The organism is Pseudonocardia sp. UM4_GMWB1 (assembly GCF_017312155.1).
GTDB classification, from domain to species: Bacteria; Actinomycetota; Actinomycetes; order Mycobacteriales; family Pseudonocardiaceae; genus Pseudonocardia; species Pseudonocardia alni.
On the sequence record NZ_QJPN01000001.1, the window covers coordinates 3,685,549 to 3,705,279 of the forward strand.

The window sequence follows — 19,731 nt, forward strand, 5'->3', positions numbered from 1 at the left end:
CGCCCACGAGGAGACCCGATGAGCAGCACGACGACGAGCTGGCCGAGCCTGCGCGTGGCGGACTGGACCGCCACCCGCGAGACCCTGCACATGTGGACCCAGATCGTGGGCAAGATCCGCATGGCCCACGCCCCGCTGCTCAACCACTGGTGGCAGGTGACGCTGTACGTGGGCCCGCGCGGGCTGACGACGTCGGCGGTCCCGTTCGGCACCGGGGCCTTCGAGATCGAGCTGGACCTGCTGGGCCACCGGCTCGAGGTCCGCAGCAGCGACGGCGGCGCGCTCGGCTTCGGGCTGGCGCCGATGCCGGTCGCCGAGTTCTACGGCACGGTCCTGGACGTGCTCGACAGGCTCGGGGTCTCCGCGCCGATCCGGCCGCACCCCAACGAGGTCGACCCGGCGATCCCGTTCGCCGAGGACCACACCCACGCCTCCTACGACGCCGAGGCGGCCACCCTGTTCTGGCGGCAGCTGCTGCAGGCGAACCGGGTGATCGGTGAGTTCCGGTCGCACTTCGTCGGCAAGGTCAGCCCGGTGCACTTCTTCTGGGGCGGCATGGACCTGGCCTGCACCCGCTTCTCCGGTCGGACGGCGCCACCGCACCCGGGCGGAGTGCCCAACTGCGGCGACTGGGTCATGGTCGAGGGCTACTCGCGGGAGCTGTCCAGCTGCGGCTTCTGGCCCGGTGGCGGCGAGGAGGGCGCCTTCTACTCCTACGCCTACCCCGCGCCCGACGGCTTCGCCGAGGCCCCGGTCGGCCCCGACGGTGCCTTCTACAGCGCGGACTTCCAGCAGTTCCTGCTGCCCTACGAGATCGCCCGCGCCGCACCGGACCCGGACCGCGCGGTCGCCGAGTTCCTCCGCACGACCTACGGGGCCGCCGCGGACCTCGGGCGCTGGGACCGCTCCGCACTGGAGGACGACCCGCTGCGCTGGGCGTGACCGGTGTGCCGGTCGTCCCGCGGCCCGCCCCGGCGGGGCCGCGGGCCGGCCGCGCCGGGGCGCATCGTCCGCGCTCAGACCTGCTCGAACAGGGCGCCGTGCCGCGCCCGGAGCCGGTACTTCAGGACCTTCCCGCCCACGGTCTCGGGCAGGCCGTCCACGAACACGACCGCCTTCGGCGTCTCGTACCCGCCCAGCGTCGCCCGGCAGTGCGCGATGATCGACTCCGCGTCGGCCTCCGCGCCCTCCCGCAGCACGACGACCGCCGTGACGGCCTCGCCCCAGCGGGGGTGCGGCAGCCCGATCACCGCCGCCTTCTCCACGGCCGGGTGCCCGTGCAGGACGGACTCCACCCGCAGGCTGGAGACGTTCTCGCCACCGGACTTCACGATGTCCTTGAAGCGGTCCACCATGATCCGCAGACCGTCCTCGTCGACGGATGCGCTGTCCCCGGAGTGGAACCAGCCTCCGCGGAACGCCTCCCGCGTGGCCTCCTCGTTCAGGTAGTAGCCCGCCGTGACGATGGGGCTGCGGTACACCGCCTCGCCCGGGACGTGCGGGGTGTCCCGGACCGACACCCCGGTCTCGTCGACGACGTCGGAGGCGAGGAGCGGGCTCGGGACGCCGACGTAGTTCACCGACGGAGCCGTCCGCGCGTAGACCTCGCTCCACGTGGCGGGCCAGAACCGGTGGCAGGCGATCGCCTCGGTCTGCCCGAAGATGCCCAGCACCACGAGGCCGGGGGCCCGGTCCTGCAGCCGCGCGTACACGGCCGGTTCGAGGGCTCCCCAGCCGTACACCAGCACGGTCAGGCTGGACAGGTCCGCGCCCGTCCGCTCCGCCACGGCGTCGATCGCGGCGACGAACTGCGGGGAGCCCGCCCACAGCGCGGTCGGGCGCTCCTCGGCGATCGTGGCCACGAGCTGGTCGGGCAGCGGGCGCCGGCCGAGCACCAGGGAGCCACCGGCCAGGAACGCCGAGAAGGTGAAGATCTGGTCGCCGACGTGGTAGATCATCGGCAGCGCGGTGGCGACCCTGAGGTCGGTCTCCACCCGCAGGCCGCGGGTCAGCGAGACCGTGAAGTTCAGCGCGGCGAGGTGGGTCGACCCGTGCGAGATCATCACGCCCTTGGGCATCGCCGTGGTGCCCGAGGTGTAGAGGATCTCCCAGATGTCGTCCGCGTGGATCTCGACGTCGGGCTCGGTCGTCGGCAGACCGTCGAGGAGACCCCCGAAGCTCGGGCTCCCCGCGACGGGCCCGCCGCCGATCGCGATCGTGGCGCCGACCCGCAGGCCGGTGGCGGTGAACGCCTGCTCGGCCCGCGGCCACAGCTCCGCGTCGACGATCGCCAGGCCCGGCTCGGCCTGTCCGATCAGGTGCTCGAGCACGTCCGGGGCGAGGGCGGGGTTCACCGGTACGGCCACCATGCCCGCCTTCGCGACACCGACCTTGGCCAGGTAGGCCTCGACGGAGTTCTCGCAGAACAGCAGCACCCGCGCGCCCGGCTCCAGCCCCCGGGCCGCGAGGGCGTGGGCGACCTGGCTGGTGATCCCGTCGGCCTCGCGGTAGGTGACGGAGGCGAACCGCTCCTCGCCGTAGGCACCGGGCCGGCCGGTGAGCGCGGTCTTCTCGGGATAGCTCCAGGTCAGGCGCTCGAACACGTCCCCGACCGAGGTCCGCTCCCAGCGGTTCACCGCACGTCGTCCGCGCAGGCGCGTGACATCGATCGTCCCGAGCTGTCCCTGCAGGTCCACACCAGCCTCCTTGCCGAGCTCACCTGAGGCGGACAGCATCGCGGCATCACCTGCCGACCACAAGCCCTTAGTCACTCGTCGTTCACAACTTCCCGGGCGCCGGCGCGACGCCGCGGCCGGGCCGCCCACGCGGGTCCGGACGCGCCCGCGCCGGGCCCGGCCGGTGCTGGCGACAGGACTTGCCACCGGCATGGTTAGTGAACGACGATGCACTCGTTGCGGGCGACGACGCCCGGCCGGCCGGATGCGCAGAGGAGTCGATGTGGACGTTCGGGAGAGCTCCGGGCACAGGGACCTCCGGGAACACGGCCGGGGCCCGGCCCGCTCGGACCAGGGGGGACACCCGTGACGACCGTCCTGCGCTCCGCGCTCGACACCTCGGACGAGGTCTACCTCGCCAACCGCGCGCACGCGGAGACGGTCCTGGCCGAGCTCGACGAGCAGGTCCGGACCGCCATCGCCGGGGGCGGCGAGCGCTACCAGCAGCGCCACCGCGACCGCGGGCGACTGCTCGTCCGTGAGCGCATCGAGCTGCTCCTCGACCGCGACGCCGCGTTCCTCGAGCTCTCCTCGCTCGCGGCCTGGGGCACCCCGTTCACCGTGGGCGCCTCCATCGTGACCGGGATCGGCGTCGTCTCCAGCGTCGAGTGCATGATCATCGCCCACGACCCCACCGTCCGCGGTGGCGCGATGAACCCGTACTCGCTACGGAAGACGCTGCGCGCCCTGGAGATCGCGCGCATCAACCGGCTCCCCACGATCAACCTCGTCGAGTCCGGCGGGGCGGACCTGCCCACCCAGTCCGAGCTGTTCGTGCCCGCGGGCAAGATCTTCCACGACCTGACCGAGCTGTCGTCGATGGCGATCCCGACGATCGCGCTCGTCTTCGGCAACTCCACCGCGGGCGGCGCCTACGTGCCCGGCATGTGCGACCACGCCGTGATGGTCGACCAGCAGGCCAAGGTGTTCCTCGGCGGCCCGCCGCTGGTGAAGATGGCCACCGGAGAGGAGTCCGACGACGAGGAGCTCGGCGGCGCCGCGATGCACGCCAAGGTCTCCGGCCTGTGCGACCACTTCGCCGTCGACGAGCGCGACGCCATCCGGATCGGGCGCCGGATCGTCTCCGAACTCAACTGGCGCAAGCTCGGCCCCGGTCCCACGCTGCCCGCCGACGAGCCGGTCCACGACCCCGACGAGCTGCTGGGCATCGCGCCGTCGGACATCAAGGTGCCCTTCGACCCGCGCGAGGTGATCGCCCGCGTGGTCGACGGCTCCCGGTTCGGCGACTACAAGCCGCTGTGGGGCACCAGCCTCGTCACCGGCTGGGCGTCGATCCACGGCTACCCCGTGGGCATCCTCGCCAACGCCCGCGGCGTGCTGTTCAGCGAGGAGGCCAAGAAGGCCTCGGAGTTCATCCAGCTGGCGAACCAGACGGACACGCCCCTGATCTTCCTGCAGAACACCACCGGCTACATGGTGGGGAAGAGCTACGAGCAGGGCGGGATCATCAAGGACGGCTCCAAGATGATCAATTCGGTGGCGAACAGCAAGGTCCCGCACATCACGCTGAACCTGGCCGCGTCCTTCGGCGCCGGGAACTACGGCATGTCCGGACGCGCCTACGACCCGCGGCTGATGTTCGCCTGGCCGGGCTCCCGGCTCGCCGTCATGGGCGCCGCCCAGCTCGCCGGCGTGATGTCGATCGTCGCCAGGCAGTCCGCCGCGTCGTCGGGCCGGGAGTTCGACGCCGAGGCCGACGAGCGCAACCGCGCCGCCGTCGAGGCCCAGATCGAGCAGGAGTCGCACGCCTTCTTCGTCACGGCCCGGCTCTACGACGACGGCCTGATCGACCCCCGTGACACCCGCACCGTGCTCGGCATCGCCCTGTCGACCGCGCACTCGAACATCGTCGCCGGCCAGCGTGGCTACGGCGTCTTCCGGATGTGAGTGAGGCATGACCATCCACAAGCTGCTGGTGGCCAACCGCGGGGAGATCGCCGAACGGATCATCCGCTCCGCGCGGGCCCTGGACATCGTCACGGTCGCCGTCCACTCCGACCCGGACACCGACGCCCTGTTCGTCGAGGCCGCCGACGAGGCGGTGCGGCTCCCCGGCGCCGCCCCGTCGGAGACCTACCTGCGCGCCGACCTGATCATCGAGGCCGCGCTGCTCACCGGCGCCGACGCGATCCACCCCGGCTACGGCTTCCTGTCCGAGAACGCGGGCTTCGCCCGCGCCTGCGCGGCCGCCGGCATCACGTTCGTGGGCCCGCCGGTCGAGGCCATCGAGGCGATGGGCTCGAAGATCGCGGCGAAGGAGCTGATGGAGAAGGCGGGCGTGCCCGTCCTGCCCGGCGCCACGATCGACGACGCCGGCGGGGCCGACGCCGCCGCCGTCTCCGCCCTCGCCGACGGCATCGGCTACCCGCTGCTGGTGAAGGCCGCCTTCGGCGGTGGCGGACGCGGTATGCGCATCGTCCGCTCCGCGTCCGAGGTGGTCGACGCCGTGACCGGGGCCCGGCGCGAGGCCGCGTCGGCCTTCGGCGACGGCACCGTGTTCCTCGAACGGTTCGTCGAGGACCCGCGCCACGTCGAGGTGCAGATCTTCGGCGACACGCACGGCACCGTGGTGCACCTGTTCGAGCGGGAGTGCTCGATCCAGCGCCGATACCAGAAGATCGTGGAGGAGGCCCCCTCCCCCGCCGTCGACGACGCGCTGCGCACCCGTCTCGGGGACGCCGCCGTCGCCGCGGGTGCGGCGATCGGCTACACCGGCGCCGGGACCGTCGAGTTCGTCATGGCGCAGGACGGCGAGTTCTTCTTCCTCGAGGTCAACACCCGTCTGCAGGTCGAGCACCCGGTCACCGAAGAGATCACCGGCCTCGACCTGGTGGCGCTGCAGATCGCGGTCGCCGAGGGCGAGCCGCTGCCCGTGGAGGTCACCGGGGCCACCATCACCGGGCACGCGATCGAGGCCCGGCTCTACGCCGAGGACCCGAGCCGGGACTACCTGCCCGGGTCGGGGACCCTCCACCGGTTCTCCGTGCCCGCCCTGCCCGGTGTGCGCGTCGACACCGGTGTGCGGGACGGCTCGGTGGTCGGGACGCACTACGACCCGATGCTGGCCAAGGTGATCGCGCACGGCCGCACCCGCACCGAGGCCGCCCGGAAGCTCGCGCGGGCGCTGTCCGAGGCCGAGATCCACGGTCCGGTCACCAACCGGGACCTGCTCGTCGCCGTCCTGCGCGAGCCGGAGTTCCTGGCCGGGCGGACCGACACCGGCTACCTCACCCGCCATCAGCCCACCGCACTCGTCGGCACCCCGGCGGAGTCCACCCTCGCCGTGCACGCCCTCGTCGCCGCCCTGGCCGACCAGGCGGGCCGCCGGGCGGGCGCCGCGGTCCAGCAGCCGGTGCCGTCGGGCTGGCGGAACGTCCGCAGCGCCTTCCAGCACGCGGAGTACCGGGCCGGCGACACCGACCTCGACGTGACCTACCGGCTCGGCCGCGGCACGCTCGAGGCCGGCGTGAACGGGACCGCGCTCCCGGGCGCGGCCGTGCTCGCCGCCACCGCGGACCGGGTCGACCTGCAGGTCGGCGGTGTGCGGCGCGCCGTGCGGGTGCACCGCGTCGGCGACACCGTCCACGTCGACAGCGCGCTCGGCGCCACCACGCTGACCGAGCGGGCCCGGCTGCCCGAGCCCGGCACCGACGCCGCCCCCGGCTCGCTGCTCGCGCCCATGCCCGGCACCGTCGTCCGGGTCGCGGCCGGGGTCGGGCAGCAGGTCGAGCGGGGTGCGGTCGTCGTGGTGTTCGAGGCCATGAAGATGGAGCACCTGGTGCGCGCCCCGGTCGCCGGCACCGTCGCCGAGCTGGGCGTGCAGGTCGGGGACACCGTGGAGTCCGGCGAGGTCCTCGCCGTCATCGAGGAGGCGCAGGCCTGACATGAGCGACGTGACCTACGAGGTGACCGACGGCGTCGCCTGGCTGACGATCGACCGCCCCGAGGCCCGCAACGCCCTCAGCAGGGCCGTCCGCGAGGGCCTGTTCGACGGCGTCCACCGGTTCAACACCGACGACACGGCGAAGGTCCTGGTGCTGACCGGCTCCGGGGAGAAGGCGTTCTGCGCGGGCGGCGACCTCAAGGAGATGAACGACGTCGCGCTCCGGGTCCCGCCCCCGGACTTCCTGCCCCAGCTCGGCCGCAACATCGACGTCCCCAAGCCGACGATCGCGGCGGTCAACGGGATCGCCTACGGCGGCGGGTTCCTCCTGGCCCAGCAGTGCGACCTGGTGGTGGCCGCCGAGCACGCCCGCTTCGCGGTGTCCGAGGTCAGGATCGGTCGCGGTTCCCCGTGGGCCGCTCCGCTGTCCTGGCTGGTCCCGCCGCGGGTCGCGATGAAGATCCTGCTCACCGGCGACCCGATCGGCGCGGCCGAGGCGCAGGGCCACGGTCTGGTCAACGACGTGGTGCCCGCCGCCGAGCTGCGCGGGCACACCCAGCGGCTGGCCGAGCGGATCGCGGCCAACGCCCCGCTGTCGGTGCTCGCGGCCAAGCGGACCGTGTACCTGTCGGCGAGCCACACCCGCGCCGAGGCCTACGAGCGTGCCGAGGAGATCTGGGAACCGGTCTACCTGTCGCAGGACGCCCAGGAGGGCCCGCTCTCGTTCCGGGAGAAGCGTGCCCCCGTCTGGCAGGGGGCCTGACCATGGTGACCATGGAGACGGTCCTCCACGACCTGGAGGCCGAGAGCGCGGTCGTCCGCGCGATGGTCGCCGATCTCGACGACGCCGCCATCGGCGGCCCCACGCCGGCCGAGGGCTGGACCGTCCGCGACCAGCTCACCCACCTCGCCTGGTTCGACGAGGCGGCCACCCTCGCGGCGACGGACCCGGCGACCTTCCGCACGCGGGCGGACGGGTTGCAGGAGCTCGGGCCCGGCTTCCCCGACCGGATCGCCGCGGACCACGCGGGTCTGCGGGCCGAGGAGGTCCGGGCCTGGTTCGCCGGGGCCCGCGACGCCCTCGTCAGCACCTTCCGCGGCATCGGGCCGAAGACCCGGCTGCCCTGGTACGGGCCGGACATGAGCGCCCTGTCCTCCGTCACCGCCCGGCTGATGGAGACCTGGGCGCACGGCCAGGACGTCGCCGACGCACTCGGGATGCTCCGGGAGCCGACGGACCGGCTGCGCCACGTCGCCCACCTGGGGGTGCAGACCTTCGGTTTCACCTTCCGCAACAACGGCCGTGAGGTCCCGGAGGCGCCTGTGCGGGTGGAGCTGGTCGCCCCCTCCGGCGCGCTGTGGACCTGGGGCCCGGAGGACGCCGCGGACCGGGTCACCGGCTCCGCCCTGGGCTTCTGTCTGGTCGCGACCCAGCGCAGGCACCCCGACGACACCGACGTGGCCACGACCGGGCCGGTCGCCGCCGACTGGATCTCGATCGCCCAGACCTTCGCCAACCCGCCCGGCCCCGGCCGCGCCCCCGGCGTCGTCACCGCGGCGTTCCCCGCCCCGACCCGTACCCCCGCAGGAGGGCCCGCATGACCCGCGCACCGGTGCGCATCGGCAACTGCTCCGGCTTCTACGGCGACCGCATCACCGCCGCGCGGGAGATGGTCGAGGGCGGGCCGATCGACGTGCTGACCGGCGACTACCTCGCCGAGCTGACGATGCTGATCCTCTACAAGGCGCGGCGGAAGGACCCGACCGGCGGCTACGCGAAGACCTTCCTCACCCAGGTCGAGCACGTGCTGGGCACCTGCCTGGACCGCGGCATCAGGATCGTGTCGAACGCGGGCGGGCTCAACCCCGCCGGGCTGGCGTCCGACCTCACCGCCCTGGCGCAGCGGCTCGGCCTCGCCCCGCGGATCGCCTACGTGCACGGCGACGACCTGGTCGACCGGCTCGACGACATCCAGGCCGCCGGGCACACCCTGGCCCACCTCGACACCGGCGCCACGCTCGCCGACGCGGGGGTGAACCCGGTGTCCGCCAACGCCTACCTGGGCGCATGGGGCATCACCGAGGCCCTGCGCGCCGATGCGGACGTCGTCGTCACCGGGCGGGTCACCGATGCCTCCGTGGTCGTCGGCCCCGCCGCGTGGTGGCACGGCTGGGAGCGCACCGACTTCGACGCGATCGCCGGCGCCATGGCCGCCGGGCACGTCATCGAGTGCGGCCCGCAGGCCACCGGCGGGAACTACTCCTTCTTCGAGGAGATCACCGACCGCCGCTACCCCGGCTTCCCGATCGCCGAGGTCGCCGCCGACGGGTCCAGCGTGATCACCAAGCACGCGGACACCGGCGGGCTCGTCTCGCCGGGCACCGTCACCGCCCAGCTGCTCTACGAGATCGGCGAACCCGCCTACCTCGGCCCGGACGCCGTGGCGCACTTCGACTCGCTGCAGCTCACGCAGGACGGCGAGCACCGCGTACTGATCTCCGGCACCCGAGGCAGCGCGCCCACCGACCGGCTCAAGGTGGCGCTGAACTACGAGGGCGGTTACCGCAACACCATGACCCTCGTGCTCACCGGCACCCGGATCGAGGAGAAGGCCGCCTGGGCCGAGCAGCAGCTCGTCGAGCTGCTGGGCGGGCGGGAGCGCTTCGCCGAGTTCGACGCGCAGCTGCTGCGCTTCGACCACCCCGACGCCCCCACCAACGCCGAGGCCACCGCCCACCTGCGGGTCACCGTGAAGGATCCCGACCGACGCACGGTCGGGCGGGCCTTCTCCAACACCACGATGGAGCTCGCCCTCGGCGGCTATCCGGGCTTCCACACCACGACGCCGCCCTCGTCCGAGAGCGCCTTCGGCGTCTACTGGCCGTCCCTCGTGCCCGCCTCCGAGGTGGAGCACCGGGTCACGCTGCCCGACGGCACCACGACACCGGTGCCGCACAGCCCGGTCACCGCCGGGGTCCCCGCCCCGGCCGAGCCGGTCGTGCCGGCATCCGTGGCGGGGCCCACCCGGCGGCTGCCGCTGGGCGAGATCGCGGCGGCCCGCTCCGGCGACAAGGGCGGGAACGCGAACATCGGGCTCTGGACCCGCACCGACGACGAGTACACGTGGCTGCGCGGCCACCTCACCGTCGAGCGCGTCCGCGAGCTGCTGCCGGAGGCCGCCGGGCTGGAGATCCGCCGCTTCGACCTGCCGAACCTGCGCGCGCTGAACATCGTCGTGATCGGGATCCTGGGGGCGGGCGTCGCCTCCGCCACCCGCCCCGACCCGCAGGCCAAGGGGCTGGGCGAGTACCTGCGCAGCCGCCTCGTCGACATCCCCGTCGCCCTGCTGCGCGGCTGACCGTGGCGGCGGCCCCGCGCCGGGTCAGGGGAACATCGCGCGCAGCTCGGGCCGGTCGAGCTTGCCGCTGCCCGTGCGGGGCAGCGCGTCGACGATCTCGATCCGCTTGGGTCCGTGCATCCCCCGCAGGTTCGGGTCGGCGGCGCACCAGGCGGCGATCTGCTCCACGGTGACACCCGGCTTGGTGGGGACGAGCACCGCGGTCACCTGCTCGACCCAGCGCTCGTGGGCGGTGCCGATCACCGCGACCTCGGCCAGGTCGGGGTGGGCGGCGAGGTGCTCCTCCACCATCTGCGGCAACACGTTCTCCCCACCCGAGACGATCATGTCGTCGATCCGGTCGACGTAGTACAGGTAGCCGTCCGCGTCCTGCGACATCAGGTCACCGGTGCGGAACCAGCCGTCCGCCGACCACTTCTCCGGGACGTCGATGTTCCAGTACCCCGGGGTGACCGCGTCCCCCCGGACCCAGAGCTCGCCGACACCGTCGTCCCCCGGGCGCAGGTCCGGGCCGCCGTCGACGGGTACGAGCCGCGTGCGCACGATCTGCTCCAGCGGGGTGCCCATCGAGTCCGGACGCCGCACGTCGTCCGGGCCGTAGGTGACCACCAGGCCGTTCTGCTCGGTCTGGCCGTAGATCTCCACGCCCGCGATCCCGGTCCCCGCCTCGAGCCGCTCGATCGCGGCCGTGGGGGTGCGGGAACCGCCGAACATGCAGATCCGGAAGGAGTCGAGCACCACCGGCGACCCCACCGTCCGGTTGCCGACGTCGATCATCATCGTGGAGATCAGGCCACCGAAGGTCGGACGTAGCTCCTGGGCCAGCTCCAGCCACCGCACGACGTCCCAGCGCGGCATGAACGTGATCTGCCCGCCGAGCAGCAGCAACGGCAGGCTCGCCAGCTGCAGGCCGCCGACGTGGAACAGCGGCATGCAGTTCAGCACGTGGTCGGCGGCGGTGAGCCGGTAGCGGCCGATGGCGCCCTCCGCCTCGGCGACGAGGTTGCGGTGGGTCTGCCGCACGCCCTTCGGCACCCCGGTCGAGCCCGAGGTGTACATGATGCAGGCGTCCTCGCCGTCGAGCCGGGGCAGCACGTCGGCCGCGGGCTCGTGGGCCGCCAGGGCCGCGGCGAACCCGTCGACCGTCAGCAGCTCCGGGCACTCGTCGCCCAGCAGCGCGGCGGCGCGCTCCCGGTCCGCGGCGGGCAGCACGAGCACCCGCAGCCCCGAGTCGCGCACGACGTGGCGGAGCGCCGCGTCGGGGAACATCCGGTTGAGCGGCACGCCGACCGCGCCGGCTGCCACGTACCGAGCAGCCCGACCAGGTACTCGGGGCAGTTCGGCAGGAGGAACCCGACCCGCTCCCCCGGCTCGACCCCGGTGTGCCTCAGGAACGCGGCGAAGCGGGCGCCGCGTTCGGCGTACCCGGCGTAGTCGACCTCGTCGTCGTCCAGCCGGAGCGCGACGTCCGCCGGGTGGTCGGCCGCACTGCGGCGCAGGAGCGTGGCGATGTTCATCGGCGGGTCCTCCTCGGCCACGACCGCGCTCCGCGCACCCACGCCGTCGTGAGGTGATCGGCTGTTCACTAGCGGAACCTACCGGGAACGACGCGGCACGTCACGTGCCCCGGTGGGCTCCCCGGCGGTCCGTCACGGGTGCCGCAGGCCCCCGGGCGCGTCTGCGCGCGGGGCCGCCGGACCGCTGCGGGTGTGGGGACGCCGCTCCCCGGAGATCGGAGCCGCCCGCGGACGACTGTCGGGGTGTGTGTCCCCCACCGGTCTCCCCGGCCCGCTCGTCGGTCGTCGCGCCGGGGGCGGCCGACGTCGCCCTCGCGCGGGAGCTCGGGGCGGACGTCGTCGGCGGCCTGCGCAACGCCGGGGAGTCGCAGCCGCAGGCGCCCTACCTCGCGCCGTTCCCGGACGGGGTGCTGACGATCGACGAGCTGGAGCCGCTGGCGCTGGAGCGGATCGCGGCGTACCGCCCGGACCGTCGGAGGTGAACGAGCCGAGCCGATGGGGCGCTACGCCTCCGGACCGTCGGACGCCGACGGGACCACCGACGCCTGACCAGCCGTGCCGCGACCGGGCCCGTGCGGCTGCCGCTCGCGGAGCGAACACAGCAGTCCGTGGAAGACGTTCCAGACGGCTTCCCCGTCCCCCGCACGCCCGGACTCGGCCAGCCACAGAGCGGACTCGTTCATCGCGCCGGACAGCAGCCGGGTCAGCGGCTCGACGGGCTGGGACACGATCACCCCGTCATCGACGAGCTGCTGCAGCGACTCCGCCAGATGACGCGCGGAGGTCTGCTCGTCCAACCGGCGCCACTCCGACCAGCCGAGGACGGCGGGCCCGTCGATGAGCATGATCCGCGACAGCTCCGGGTCGTTGGACACCGAGAGGAACGCCCGGCAGCCGGCGACGAACGCGGTCCAGGGGTCCGCATCGGAGGAGACCGATGTGGACACACGGTCGGCCACCTCCGCCTGGACCTGGGCCAGGACCTCGCGGAACAGGCCGATCTTGCCGTCGAAGCTGTGGTAGAGGGCGCCCTTGCTGACGCCCGCGGCGGCCACGATCTCGGCCAGTCCGACCGCGCCGTAGCCACGCTGCGCGAACAGCGTCCGCGCCTCGTGGATCAAGGCCTTCCGCGTCTGCTCCCGTTGCCGGATCCGCACTCCGGTCATGGACCCTCCCGAACTCGTGTACCGACGGTAGGTGAATATGCACCTGGCCGGCCCGGCCATCACCCCGGGCCTCGGCGCCACGGCGCAGCAGATGCTGGGCATCATCGACATCCACGGCTTCATGATCGCCGGCCTGCTCGGCACGATGGGCAGCCTGGGCGACCGCATCGGGCGCCGGGCGGGACATGGCCATCGGGCTGTGGGTCACGATGTTCCCGGTCGGCAGCGCACTCGGCCCGGTGATCGGTGGCGCACTGCGGCAGGTCTTCCGGTGGGCCTCGGTCTTCCTGATCGCGGTCCCGGTCATGCGCTGCTGCTCGTCGCCGGGCCGCTGCTGGTGGCGGAGTACCGCGCCCCGGAGGCGGACCCGATCGACCTGGTGAGCGTCGCCCTGTCCCTCGAAGCGATCATGCCCGTCGTCCACGGCCTCGAGGAGCCGGCGGTCTGCTGATCTCCGTCGTCGGGCCCCTCGGCGAGAGATCGCTCGGCGACGTCCCGGTACGACGGGGATTCGGAGTGTACGACTCCCAGATCCGGGCGCTTCCGTGCGGCGACTACGGCCGTGGCGCGACCGCCCGGGTCGGAGCATCGACGTCACCCTGCCCACCCGGTCGACAGGTACCGACCCGCAGACCCGGTGCGGATGCCAACCCCTCGCGACCGTCGATCTCCAGTTTGCGGTAGACCCGCGTGAGGTGTCCCTCGACCGCCCGCTGTGACGTCCCCAGCACCGCGGCGATGTCCCGGTTGGTCGCTCCCCCTGCGGCCAGCCGGGCGACACCGAGCTCGGCCGGTGTCAGGGAGGACGAGCCGCCGCGCCGCGGCCGCCCGCCGGCGGCCGCGAGCTCGGTGCGGGCGCGAGCCGCCAGGATCGGAGCGCCGCAGTCGGCTGCCAGCTCCAGCCCGTGCCGCAGCAGGGCACGCGCCTCGCCGGCGGCGCCGTGCGCGCGCATCCGCGCGCCCAGGTCCACCGTGCACCGTGCCCGGTCGAGGGCCAGCGGCGAGGCGCCGAGCTCGGCACGGGCCGAATGCAGCGTCGCGAGTCCCCGCTCCCCGCCCTGCACGAGCCCCAGCACCCGTAGCGCCGCACCGCCGTACCCCTCGGGCCCCCACAGCCGGCAGAGCGTGACGTACTCCTCGGCCGCCGCCGTCGCCGCCTCGTGCTCACCGAGCTCGTGGTGGAGCTCGACGGCCCGCCGTCGCCAGTCGAGCACCACCGGGTTGACGATCCCGACAGCCATCAGGCGATGTCCGCACTCCAGCGTCAGCGCGAGCGCCTCGCGGGTCCGCCCGGTCGCCGCGAGGACCGCGGCACGGGCGTCGAGCAGGTAGTTCCACCGCCAGGTCCGGTCGGCGCTGCTCCGGTCGTCGACCGGAGCGAGCAACCGCTCCGCCTCCGCCGTCCGCCCCAGCTCGACCAGGGCCAGTGTCGCCGCGCGGAGCACCATCAACCGGGTCGCACCGGTCAGCACGTCGAGCGAGGCCCGGGCGGCGGCGAGCGCCGCAGGCACCTGCCCGCGCCGCAACAGCAGCATCGCGTCGACCCCACGCAGGAACGCCTCGACGTCCGTCCGGTGCGTGCGGTGGGCGGCGTCGAGGGTCCGTCGACGGACACCGTCGAGACCGGTGGTGGCCTCGGCCCAGCACAGCAGGCCGAGCGCCGCCACCTGCATCGGGTGCAGGTACGCGTCGTCCTCCAGGTCCGCGGGCATCGCCTCGGCGGTCCGGGCAGCCGCCGTCGCGGCGTCGGTGTGCAGGGCCAGCGCGGAGAAGAGCAGGTGGGCGCTGCGCAGCACGTCGGCGCCGGCTCCCGCCCCCAGCTCGCCGGGATCGGTCCGCGCGACCCATTCCCAGACCCGGGCGGCACCCGAGGGGTCCTCGCAGGCGGCGTGCAGCACCAGCGCCTCCAGCCGCTGGCGCAGCTCACGGTCCTGCCCGCTCGTCCCCGTGCCCGCGTCGGCCAGGTCACGCAGGACGTCCTCCAGCAGCGGGGCGAGGTCCACCGCGCCCCCGGGCGACCGGGCGACCGTCCGCGCGAGCAGCTCGGCCCGTTCCCGCGCGCAGGGCAGCAGGGACAGCGCCTCGACCAGGTGGCCGCGGGCCGTCGCCGGGGCGGCGACCCGCTCGACGACGCTGAGGTCCACCAGCAGTGCGGCCCGCCGACGGCCGCCCACCGGCCCGGTCAGCGTGTGCTCCAACAGACGTCTCGCCCGTACGCGGTCACCGCGCTGCTCCGCGCGGGCGGCCGCGACGTGCAGCAGCTCGACCACGCCCCCGTCCCGGGGCGGCCCGGCCGCCAGGTGGTGGTCGGCCACCCGGTCGAGCGGTGCACCCTCGCTGTCGAGCACCCGGGCGGCGCGGGCGTGCAGTCGGCGGCACCGGTCCGCACCGGCGGCCTCGAGAACGGCGGTGCGGGCCGGATCGTGCCCGCACCGGTGCCCGTCGAGCACCCCCAGCTCCACGAGGCGCTCCGCGGCGTGGGCGGCCGCCACGTCGTCCAGCCCGGCCACCCGGGCGCGGGTGCCGGCATCGGCGTCCGGCTCGAGCACGGCGACGGCCCTGGCCAGCTCGACCACGCCGGGCGGTTCGTGGCGCAGCATCGCGGCCAGCCGGTCCCCGGGCGGCGGTGCGCCGCTCCCCGGCCGGTCAGGCGATACGATCGGAACCACTCTCCCGGAGCTGGCGGAGCGCCGCGCGGCCCGGCACCCCCAGCTTGCGGTAGACGCCGGTCAGGTGCTTCTCCACGGCCCGGACGCTGACGGCGAGGTCAGCGGCGATCTCGTGGTTGGTCAGGCCGCGGGAGGCGCGCGTCGCGACCCGTTCCTCGGACCGGGTCAGCGCGGCGGAGGCACGGGAGGTGGGCCGGTGTCCGGGTACGGGCGTCCCGACGGTGTCGTGCAGGCGCGGCGGCGGTCCCGCCGGGTCCCCGGTCCCGGGCGGGAGGTCACCGGGTCCCGGTGGGGCGCGGTGTGCGGTCAGCGCCCTGGTCGCGCGCTCGGCCTCCGACCGGTCCCCCGAGGTCCGCAGGACGATGGTCGCCTGTTCGAGGAGTTCCGCGCCCCGGTCGGTCCCGCCCAGCTGCCCGAGCATCCGCAGGGCCCTGCCCAGCTGTGCCGGTGCCCCCCAGCGGCGTGCCCGCGCCAGCTCCTGCTCGGCGAGTGCCCGGGCCTCGGCCCTGCGGCCGCGCTCGGCCAGGATCTCGACCGCCCACGGACGCCACGGCACGGGGGTGGCGGTCCATCCCGCCTGGTCGAACCGGCGGCCGGCGTCGAGGCAGTACTCCAGCGCGGTCTCCGCGTCGCCGGCCTCGGCGGCCACCCGGGCCCGCAACATCTGCAGGCAGGCCCCGAATCCCGGGGGGACCGACGGCGTCGCGCCGTACCGGGCCAGCACCCGGTCCGCCCCGGGCCCGTGCGGCACCGCGGTCAGCACCGGGGCCAGCACCGTCCCGGGCAGCAGCGAGTCGTCGGCCAGCTCGTCGACCAGCTCGACCGCCGACCGCACCTGCTCGGCGGCCTCCTCGACGCGACCGGAGCACACGAGGACCGCGGCGAGCTCGGCGTGCAGCACCGCCTCGACCACCGGAGCGCGCTCGGCCCGCGCCTGTTCGAGCGCGACCGACAGCCAGGACGGGAGGTCCTCGACCGCGTCGGCCATGCACAGACAGGTCACCAGCATCCCGACCGTGCTGTGGACGTGGTCCGACGACGCCGGCTCACGGGCCAGGACCGCCCGGCAGGCGGCGGCCACCACGCTCGCCGGCCGGTGTCCGCCGACGGCGGCGGAGTGCAGCAGGACGCAGGCGAGCTCCCGCTCCCCCGGGGTCCGGATCGGTAGCCCGTCCGGGAGTGCCTCGAGTTCGTCGAGCCGGGCCGCGGCGGCGGACAGTCCGGCACGGGTGTGCTTGTCGACGTAGTGCAGACGGGCCTCGACCCGGAGGGCGAGCTCGCGGGTCTCTGTGTCCCCGGTGCCCCCGTACCGGCCCAGCTCCTCGGCCACCCCCCGCAGCAGCGCGATCACCGGCGGCGCGGCGCCCTCCAGCGCGAGCGGGGTCACCCGGCACAACGCCGCGGCCCGTTCCCGCAGCGACCCGAGCAACGGCACTGCCTGGACGATCCGGCGCAGGGCGAGCCCGGTGTCGCGCGAGCGCTCGAGGCCCGCCAGGTCGAGCAGCACGGCGGCCCGCCCCGGCTCGTCCGGTCCGGCGAGCAGGGCGTGTCGCAGATAGCGGACGGCGGTCCACGACTCTCCGCGCCGCACCGCGGTCCCCGCCGCGTCGCGGAGCGCCTCGACCGTCCAGGCCGGAGCCGCCCCGCCGGCCGTGAGAAGGTGCGCGGCGATCCGGTCGGACGGCGCGCCCGCGTCCCGCAGCATCCGGGCGGCACGCAGGTGCAGATCGCGGCGCTGGTGCGAGGACTGGACGACTCCGAGGGCGGCGCCGACGAGGCCGTGGCGCAGCCGGTGGCCCTCGGGCCCGGTGAGCCCCATGCTGCGGGTGACAGCACCGGCCACGGCGAGATCGGTCGCGTCCAGCTCGGCGAGCCGGGCCAGCATCACGTCGTCGGCCTTCTCCCCCGCGACGGCGACCGCAGCGAGGTACCGGCGCTCGGTGGCGGGCAGCCGTCGCACGGCGTGGGCGAACCGGTCCCGCAGCCGTGCCGGCGCGGCGCCGGCCACCCGGCGCGCCGGCGGCTCCGTGGTGCACTGCGGCCGGGCAGCGAGCTCCTCCAGCACGCAGGTGAGGTGGAGCGGGTTCCCCTCCGTGGCCGCGGACAGCGCGGCCACGAGCTCCGGGGTCGCGTCCCGCCCGAGTACCGCACGGGCCGTCACCGAGATCGCCTCGTCCGAGAGGGGACCGAGCGGCCGCACCGCGTCGGCCACCGCCGCGAGCTCCGTCGGGAGTCCCCCGGTGGCGCCGCCGTGTCGGGTACCGCCGTCGTGTCCGGCATCGCCGTCGAGCACCGTGAGGACCACCGCCACGCGCAGGCAGGCCCGCGGGCAGCACAGGCGGGCCAGCCAGCGCAGCGACCGGGCGTCACAGCGGGCCGCGTCGTCGACGAGCAGGAGCACCGGTCCGACCGCCGCGCGACCGGCGAGCGCGGCGGAGAGGGCGCCGGTGTCGTCCCCGTCGGGCTCTCCGCAGGGGGGCGACGGGCCGGGACCGCCGCACGCGGCGAGCAGTTCGCGCGCGGTGCCCAGCGGGATGCCACCCTCCTCGTCGGTGCCCCCGGCTCGCGCGACCTGCATCCCGCGGGCGGCGCCCCGGCGCGCGCACTCCTCGAGCAGTGCGGTGCGCCCGATGCCGATCGGGCCGGTGAACACGAGCAGGCTCGCCGTGCCGCCGACGGCCCGCGCGAGCGCGCCGTCGACCTCCGCCAGGTCGCCGGCGCGGCCGAGCAGCACCGGACGGGGCATCAGCGACGGCCCCGCAGTCGGACGACGGGCTCGCGGAGCACCGCGCGGTCCGCCCGACGGACGGCTCCCCAGGGTGGGCCCCCGACACTCATACGACCTCCGTCCGACGGACGTGCACGCGATTCGGTGATCATTTTACCCCGGTGCGTCGTGGAACGGAGCACCACCACGGAATTCGTCGGGAAACACCCAGTTCCTCCTCCATGGACCTGCCCGGGTTCGATCCACGCAGTGGATACTGGTGGTATCCGGGCGACATCGGCGGCATAGTCCTCCCTCGATGACGATCGGGGACGGCCAACATGAACGCATCATGTCGGGAATGCGACGGACCGGCGACGTGGCCGGTCCCGGACTCGTGGGCCGAGCCCGTCCGACACCGAGGGGGATCGACGTGGAACCCGTTCCGGGACTGACCGTCCGGGTGCTCGATACCGGCTGGATGGAGCTGGGCCATCCGAGCCGGTGCGACCGCCTGCTGTGCGACGAGGTCGGCACCGCCATGTGGCTCGCGCTGTGCCGGACGGCGTGGAACCTCGGCGACGCGGCCGCCCACCTGGCCGACCTCTGGGACACCGACCCCTGGGCGATGCGGGACATGATGGACGACTGGCTGGACGACCTGCGCGAAGCCGGCCTCGTCCGGTACTGACGCGACGCCCGGTGCCGCCGGAGCGGTCGTTGCGGCATCGCACGGACGGGCACCCCGGTTGTCCCGCGGACGTTGCGCGCACCCGTGCGAACCACGGTCGGGACCAGCAGAACCCCAGCACCCACACCCCACACCGTAGTGATCTAGATCACATACCGCACCACACCCCACCGAACCCCCGCACTCCGGCGGCCACAGTGTTAAGCGCTTACGCTCCGCTGCCGTTGACCCCTGTCGAGCGGCCCCCATACGGTCGAATCGGTTATCGAGAACGGCTACCGCGACTGTCCGGTCCGCTCCCGGAACAGCGTGTTCCGTTGAACTTCGGGGAGTTATTCGATGCGAGTCCTGCCCTATGACGGCGACACCACCGAGCGCATTTCCCAGGAATCCACCAGTGCCTGCATGGTATCGCTCGACCGAGGCCTGCGCGTCGTCGCGGCGAACCAGGAGATGTTCCGCCGGATGTGCGACATCGGTTCCGGCGACGTGTGCGGATCGGCGTTCTGCGACCTCCTCGACGGAAGCATCCGTACCCGTGTCCGGCACCAGATGGAACGGTTGCTGGACGGTCAGCAGCCCCGTTTCCAGGAGCGGTCGGTCGCGATCGCCGGGGCCGGCTCGTCGCTGCGGGGCGACCTGATGGCGACCGCGATCGCGCGGAACGCGGGCCGGGTCGAGGGGGTCGTCGTCGTCCTGCGTACCGGGGACGCCGAGCCGTCCACGGCCTGGAGCGGACCACGCCGGATCCTGTCGGACATGGACGCCAAGATCCTGGAGGGGGTCGCCTCCGGTGCCTCCACCGTGCAGCTGGCCTCCACCCTGTTCCTCAGCCGCGGCGGCGTCGAGTACCACGTGACCGCCCTGCTCCGGAAGATGCGGGTCAAGAACCGGCCTGCGCTGATCTCCAAGGCCTACTCGATGGGTTTCTTCGAGCTGGGTTCGTGGCCGCCCCAGGTCGTGCCCGATCACGTGAAGTGACT

At 74.0% G+C, this 19,731-nt stretch carries 15 protein-coding genes and 1 pseudogene; 10 read left to right on the forward strand and 6 right to left on the reverse strand.

Annotated features, from left to right (window positions below):
- Positions 1-18: 18 nt before the first annotated feature.
- On the forward strand, positions 19-942 hold the full coding sequence (locus DMP15_RS17560) for a DUF5996 family protein (protein ID WP_073575109.1): 924 nt from the start codon (positions 19-21) through the stop codon (positions 940-942).
- Positions 943-1,016: 74 nt separating this feature from the next.
- Here DMP15_RS17560 and DMP15_RS17565 read toward each other — a convergent pair whose 3' ends face one another.
- On the reverse strand, positions 1,017-2,735 hold the full coding sequence (locus DMP15_RS17565) for an AMP-binding protein (protein ID WP_337826176.1): 1,719 nt from the start codon (positions 2,733-2,735) through the stop codon (positions 1,017-1,019).
- 306 nt (positions 2,736-3,041) lie between these two features.
- On the opposite strand from DMP15_RS17565, the gene DMP15_RS17570 reads away from it, so the two are divergent.
- Genes DMP15_RS17570 through DMP15_RS17590 form a run of 5 tightly spaced genes read left to right on the forward strand, consistent with a single transcriptional unit; the run spans position 3,042 to position 9,998 of the window.
- Positions 3,042-4,643, forward strand: coding sequence for an acyl-CoA carboxylase subunit beta (locus DMP15_RS17570; RefSeq protein WP_337826177.1), 1,602 nt, complete (start codon positions 3,042-3,044; stop codon positions 4,641-4,643).
- Positions 4,644-4,650: 7 nt separating this feature from the next.
- Entirely contained in the window at positions 4,651-6,639 is a 1,989-nt protein-coding gene (locus tag DMP15_RS17575; RefSeq protein WP_337826178.1) for an acetyl/propionyl/methylcrotonyl-CoA carboxylase subunit alpha, read from the forward strand.
- Position 6,640: 1 nt separating this feature from the next.
- On the forward strand, positions 6,641-7,402 hold the full coding sequence (locus tag DMP15_RS17580; RefSeq protein ID WP_337826179.1) for an enoyl-CoA hydratase/isomerase family protein: 762 nt from the start codon (positions 6,641-6,643) through the stop codon (positions 7,400-7,402).
- A gap of 11 nt (positions 7,403-7,413) precedes the next feature.
- A complete protein-coding gene (locus tag DMP15_RS17585; protein WP_337826180.1) occupies positions 7,414-8,241 on the forward strand; it encodes a TIGR03084 family metal-binding protein in 828 nt (275 codons plus the stop codon).
- Positions 8,238-9,998, forward strand: a complete 1,761-nt coding sequence (locus tag DMP15_RS17590) for an acyclic terpene utilization AtuA family protein (protein ID WP_337826181.1) — start codon at positions 8,238-8,240, stop codon at positions 9,996-9,998. Before DMP15_RS17585 ends, DMP15_RS17590 begins: the two co-directional genes overlap by 4 nt.
- A gap of 24 nt (positions 9,999-10,022) precedes the next feature.
- Here DMP15_RS17590 and DMP15_RS17595 read toward each other — a convergent pair whose 3' ends face one another.
- Complete coding sequence (locus DMP15_RS17595) at positions 10,023-10,376, reverse strand: AMP-binding enzyme (protein ID WP_337826704.1); 354 nt, start codon at positions 10,374-10,376, stop codon at positions 10,023-10,025.
- 117 nt (positions 10,377-10,493) lie between these two features.
- Positions 10,494-11,515: pseudogene (locus DMP15_RS17600) on the reverse strand (class I adenylate-forming enzyme family protein); the annotation flags it as partial.
- 245 nt (positions 11,516-11,760) lie between these two features.
- On the opposite strand from DMP15_RS17600, the gene DMP15_RS17605 reads away from it, so the two are divergent.
- Entirely contained in the window at positions 11,761-11,997 is a 237-nt protein-coding gene (locus tag DMP15_RS17605) for a hypothetical protein (RefSeq protein WP_337826182.1), read from the forward strand.
- 21 nt (positions 11,998-12,018) lie between these two features.
- Here the strand turns inward: DMP15_RS17605 and DMP15_RS17610 are convergent, their stop codons facing one another.
- Entirely contained in the window at positions 12,019-12,681 is a 663-nt protein-coding gene (locus DMP15_RS17610) for a TetR/AcrR family transcriptional regulator (RefSeq protein WP_337826183.1), read from the reverse strand.
- A 31-nt stretch (positions 12,682-12,712) separates the two neighbouring features.
- On the opposite strand from DMP15_RS17610, the gene DMP15_RS17615 reads away from it, so the two are divergent.
- Complete coding sequence (locus DMP15_RS17615; protein WP_253067737.1) at positions 12,713-13,132, forward strand: hypothetical protein; 420 nt, start codon at positions 12,713-12,715, stop codon at positions 13,130-13,132.
- 103 nt (positions 13,133-13,235) lie between these two features.
- On the opposite strand, the gene DMP15_RS17620 is transcribed toward DMP15_RS17615, so the two are convergent.
- Positions 13,236-15,281 carry a helix-turn-helix transcriptional regulator gene (locus tag DMP15_RS17620; protein ID WP_337826184.1) on the reverse strand — a complete coding sequence of 682 codons (2,046 nt, stop codon included), beginning with the start codon at positions 15,279-15,281 and terminating at the stop codon, positions 13,236-13,238.
- A gap of 46 nt (positions 15,282-15,327) precedes the next feature.
- Positions 15,328-18,096 carry a LuxR family transcriptional regulator gene (locus tag DMP15_RS17625; RefSeq protein ID WP_337826185.1) on the reverse strand — a complete coding sequence of 923 codons (2,769 nt, stop codon included), beginning with the start codon at positions 18,094-18,096 and terminating at the stop codon, positions 15,328-15,330.
- A 394-nt stretch (positions 18,097-18,490) separates the two neighbouring features.
- Here DMP15_RS17625 and DMP15_RS17630 point away from each other — a divergent pair, with 394 nt between their 5' ends.
- On the forward strand, positions 18,491-18,748 hold the full coding sequence (locus DMP15_RS17630; RefSeq protein WP_139282759.1) for a PqqD family protein: 258 nt from the start codon (positions 18,491-18,493) through the stop codon (positions 18,746-18,748).
- A gap of 339 nt (positions 18,749-19,087) precedes the next feature.
- A complete protein-coding gene (locus tag DMP15_RS17635) occupies positions 19,088-19,729 on the forward strand; it encodes a helix-turn-helix transcriptional regulator (RefSeq protein WP_073575121.1) in 642 nt (213 codons plus the stop codon).
- Positions 19,730-19,731 lie beyond the last annotated feature (2 nt).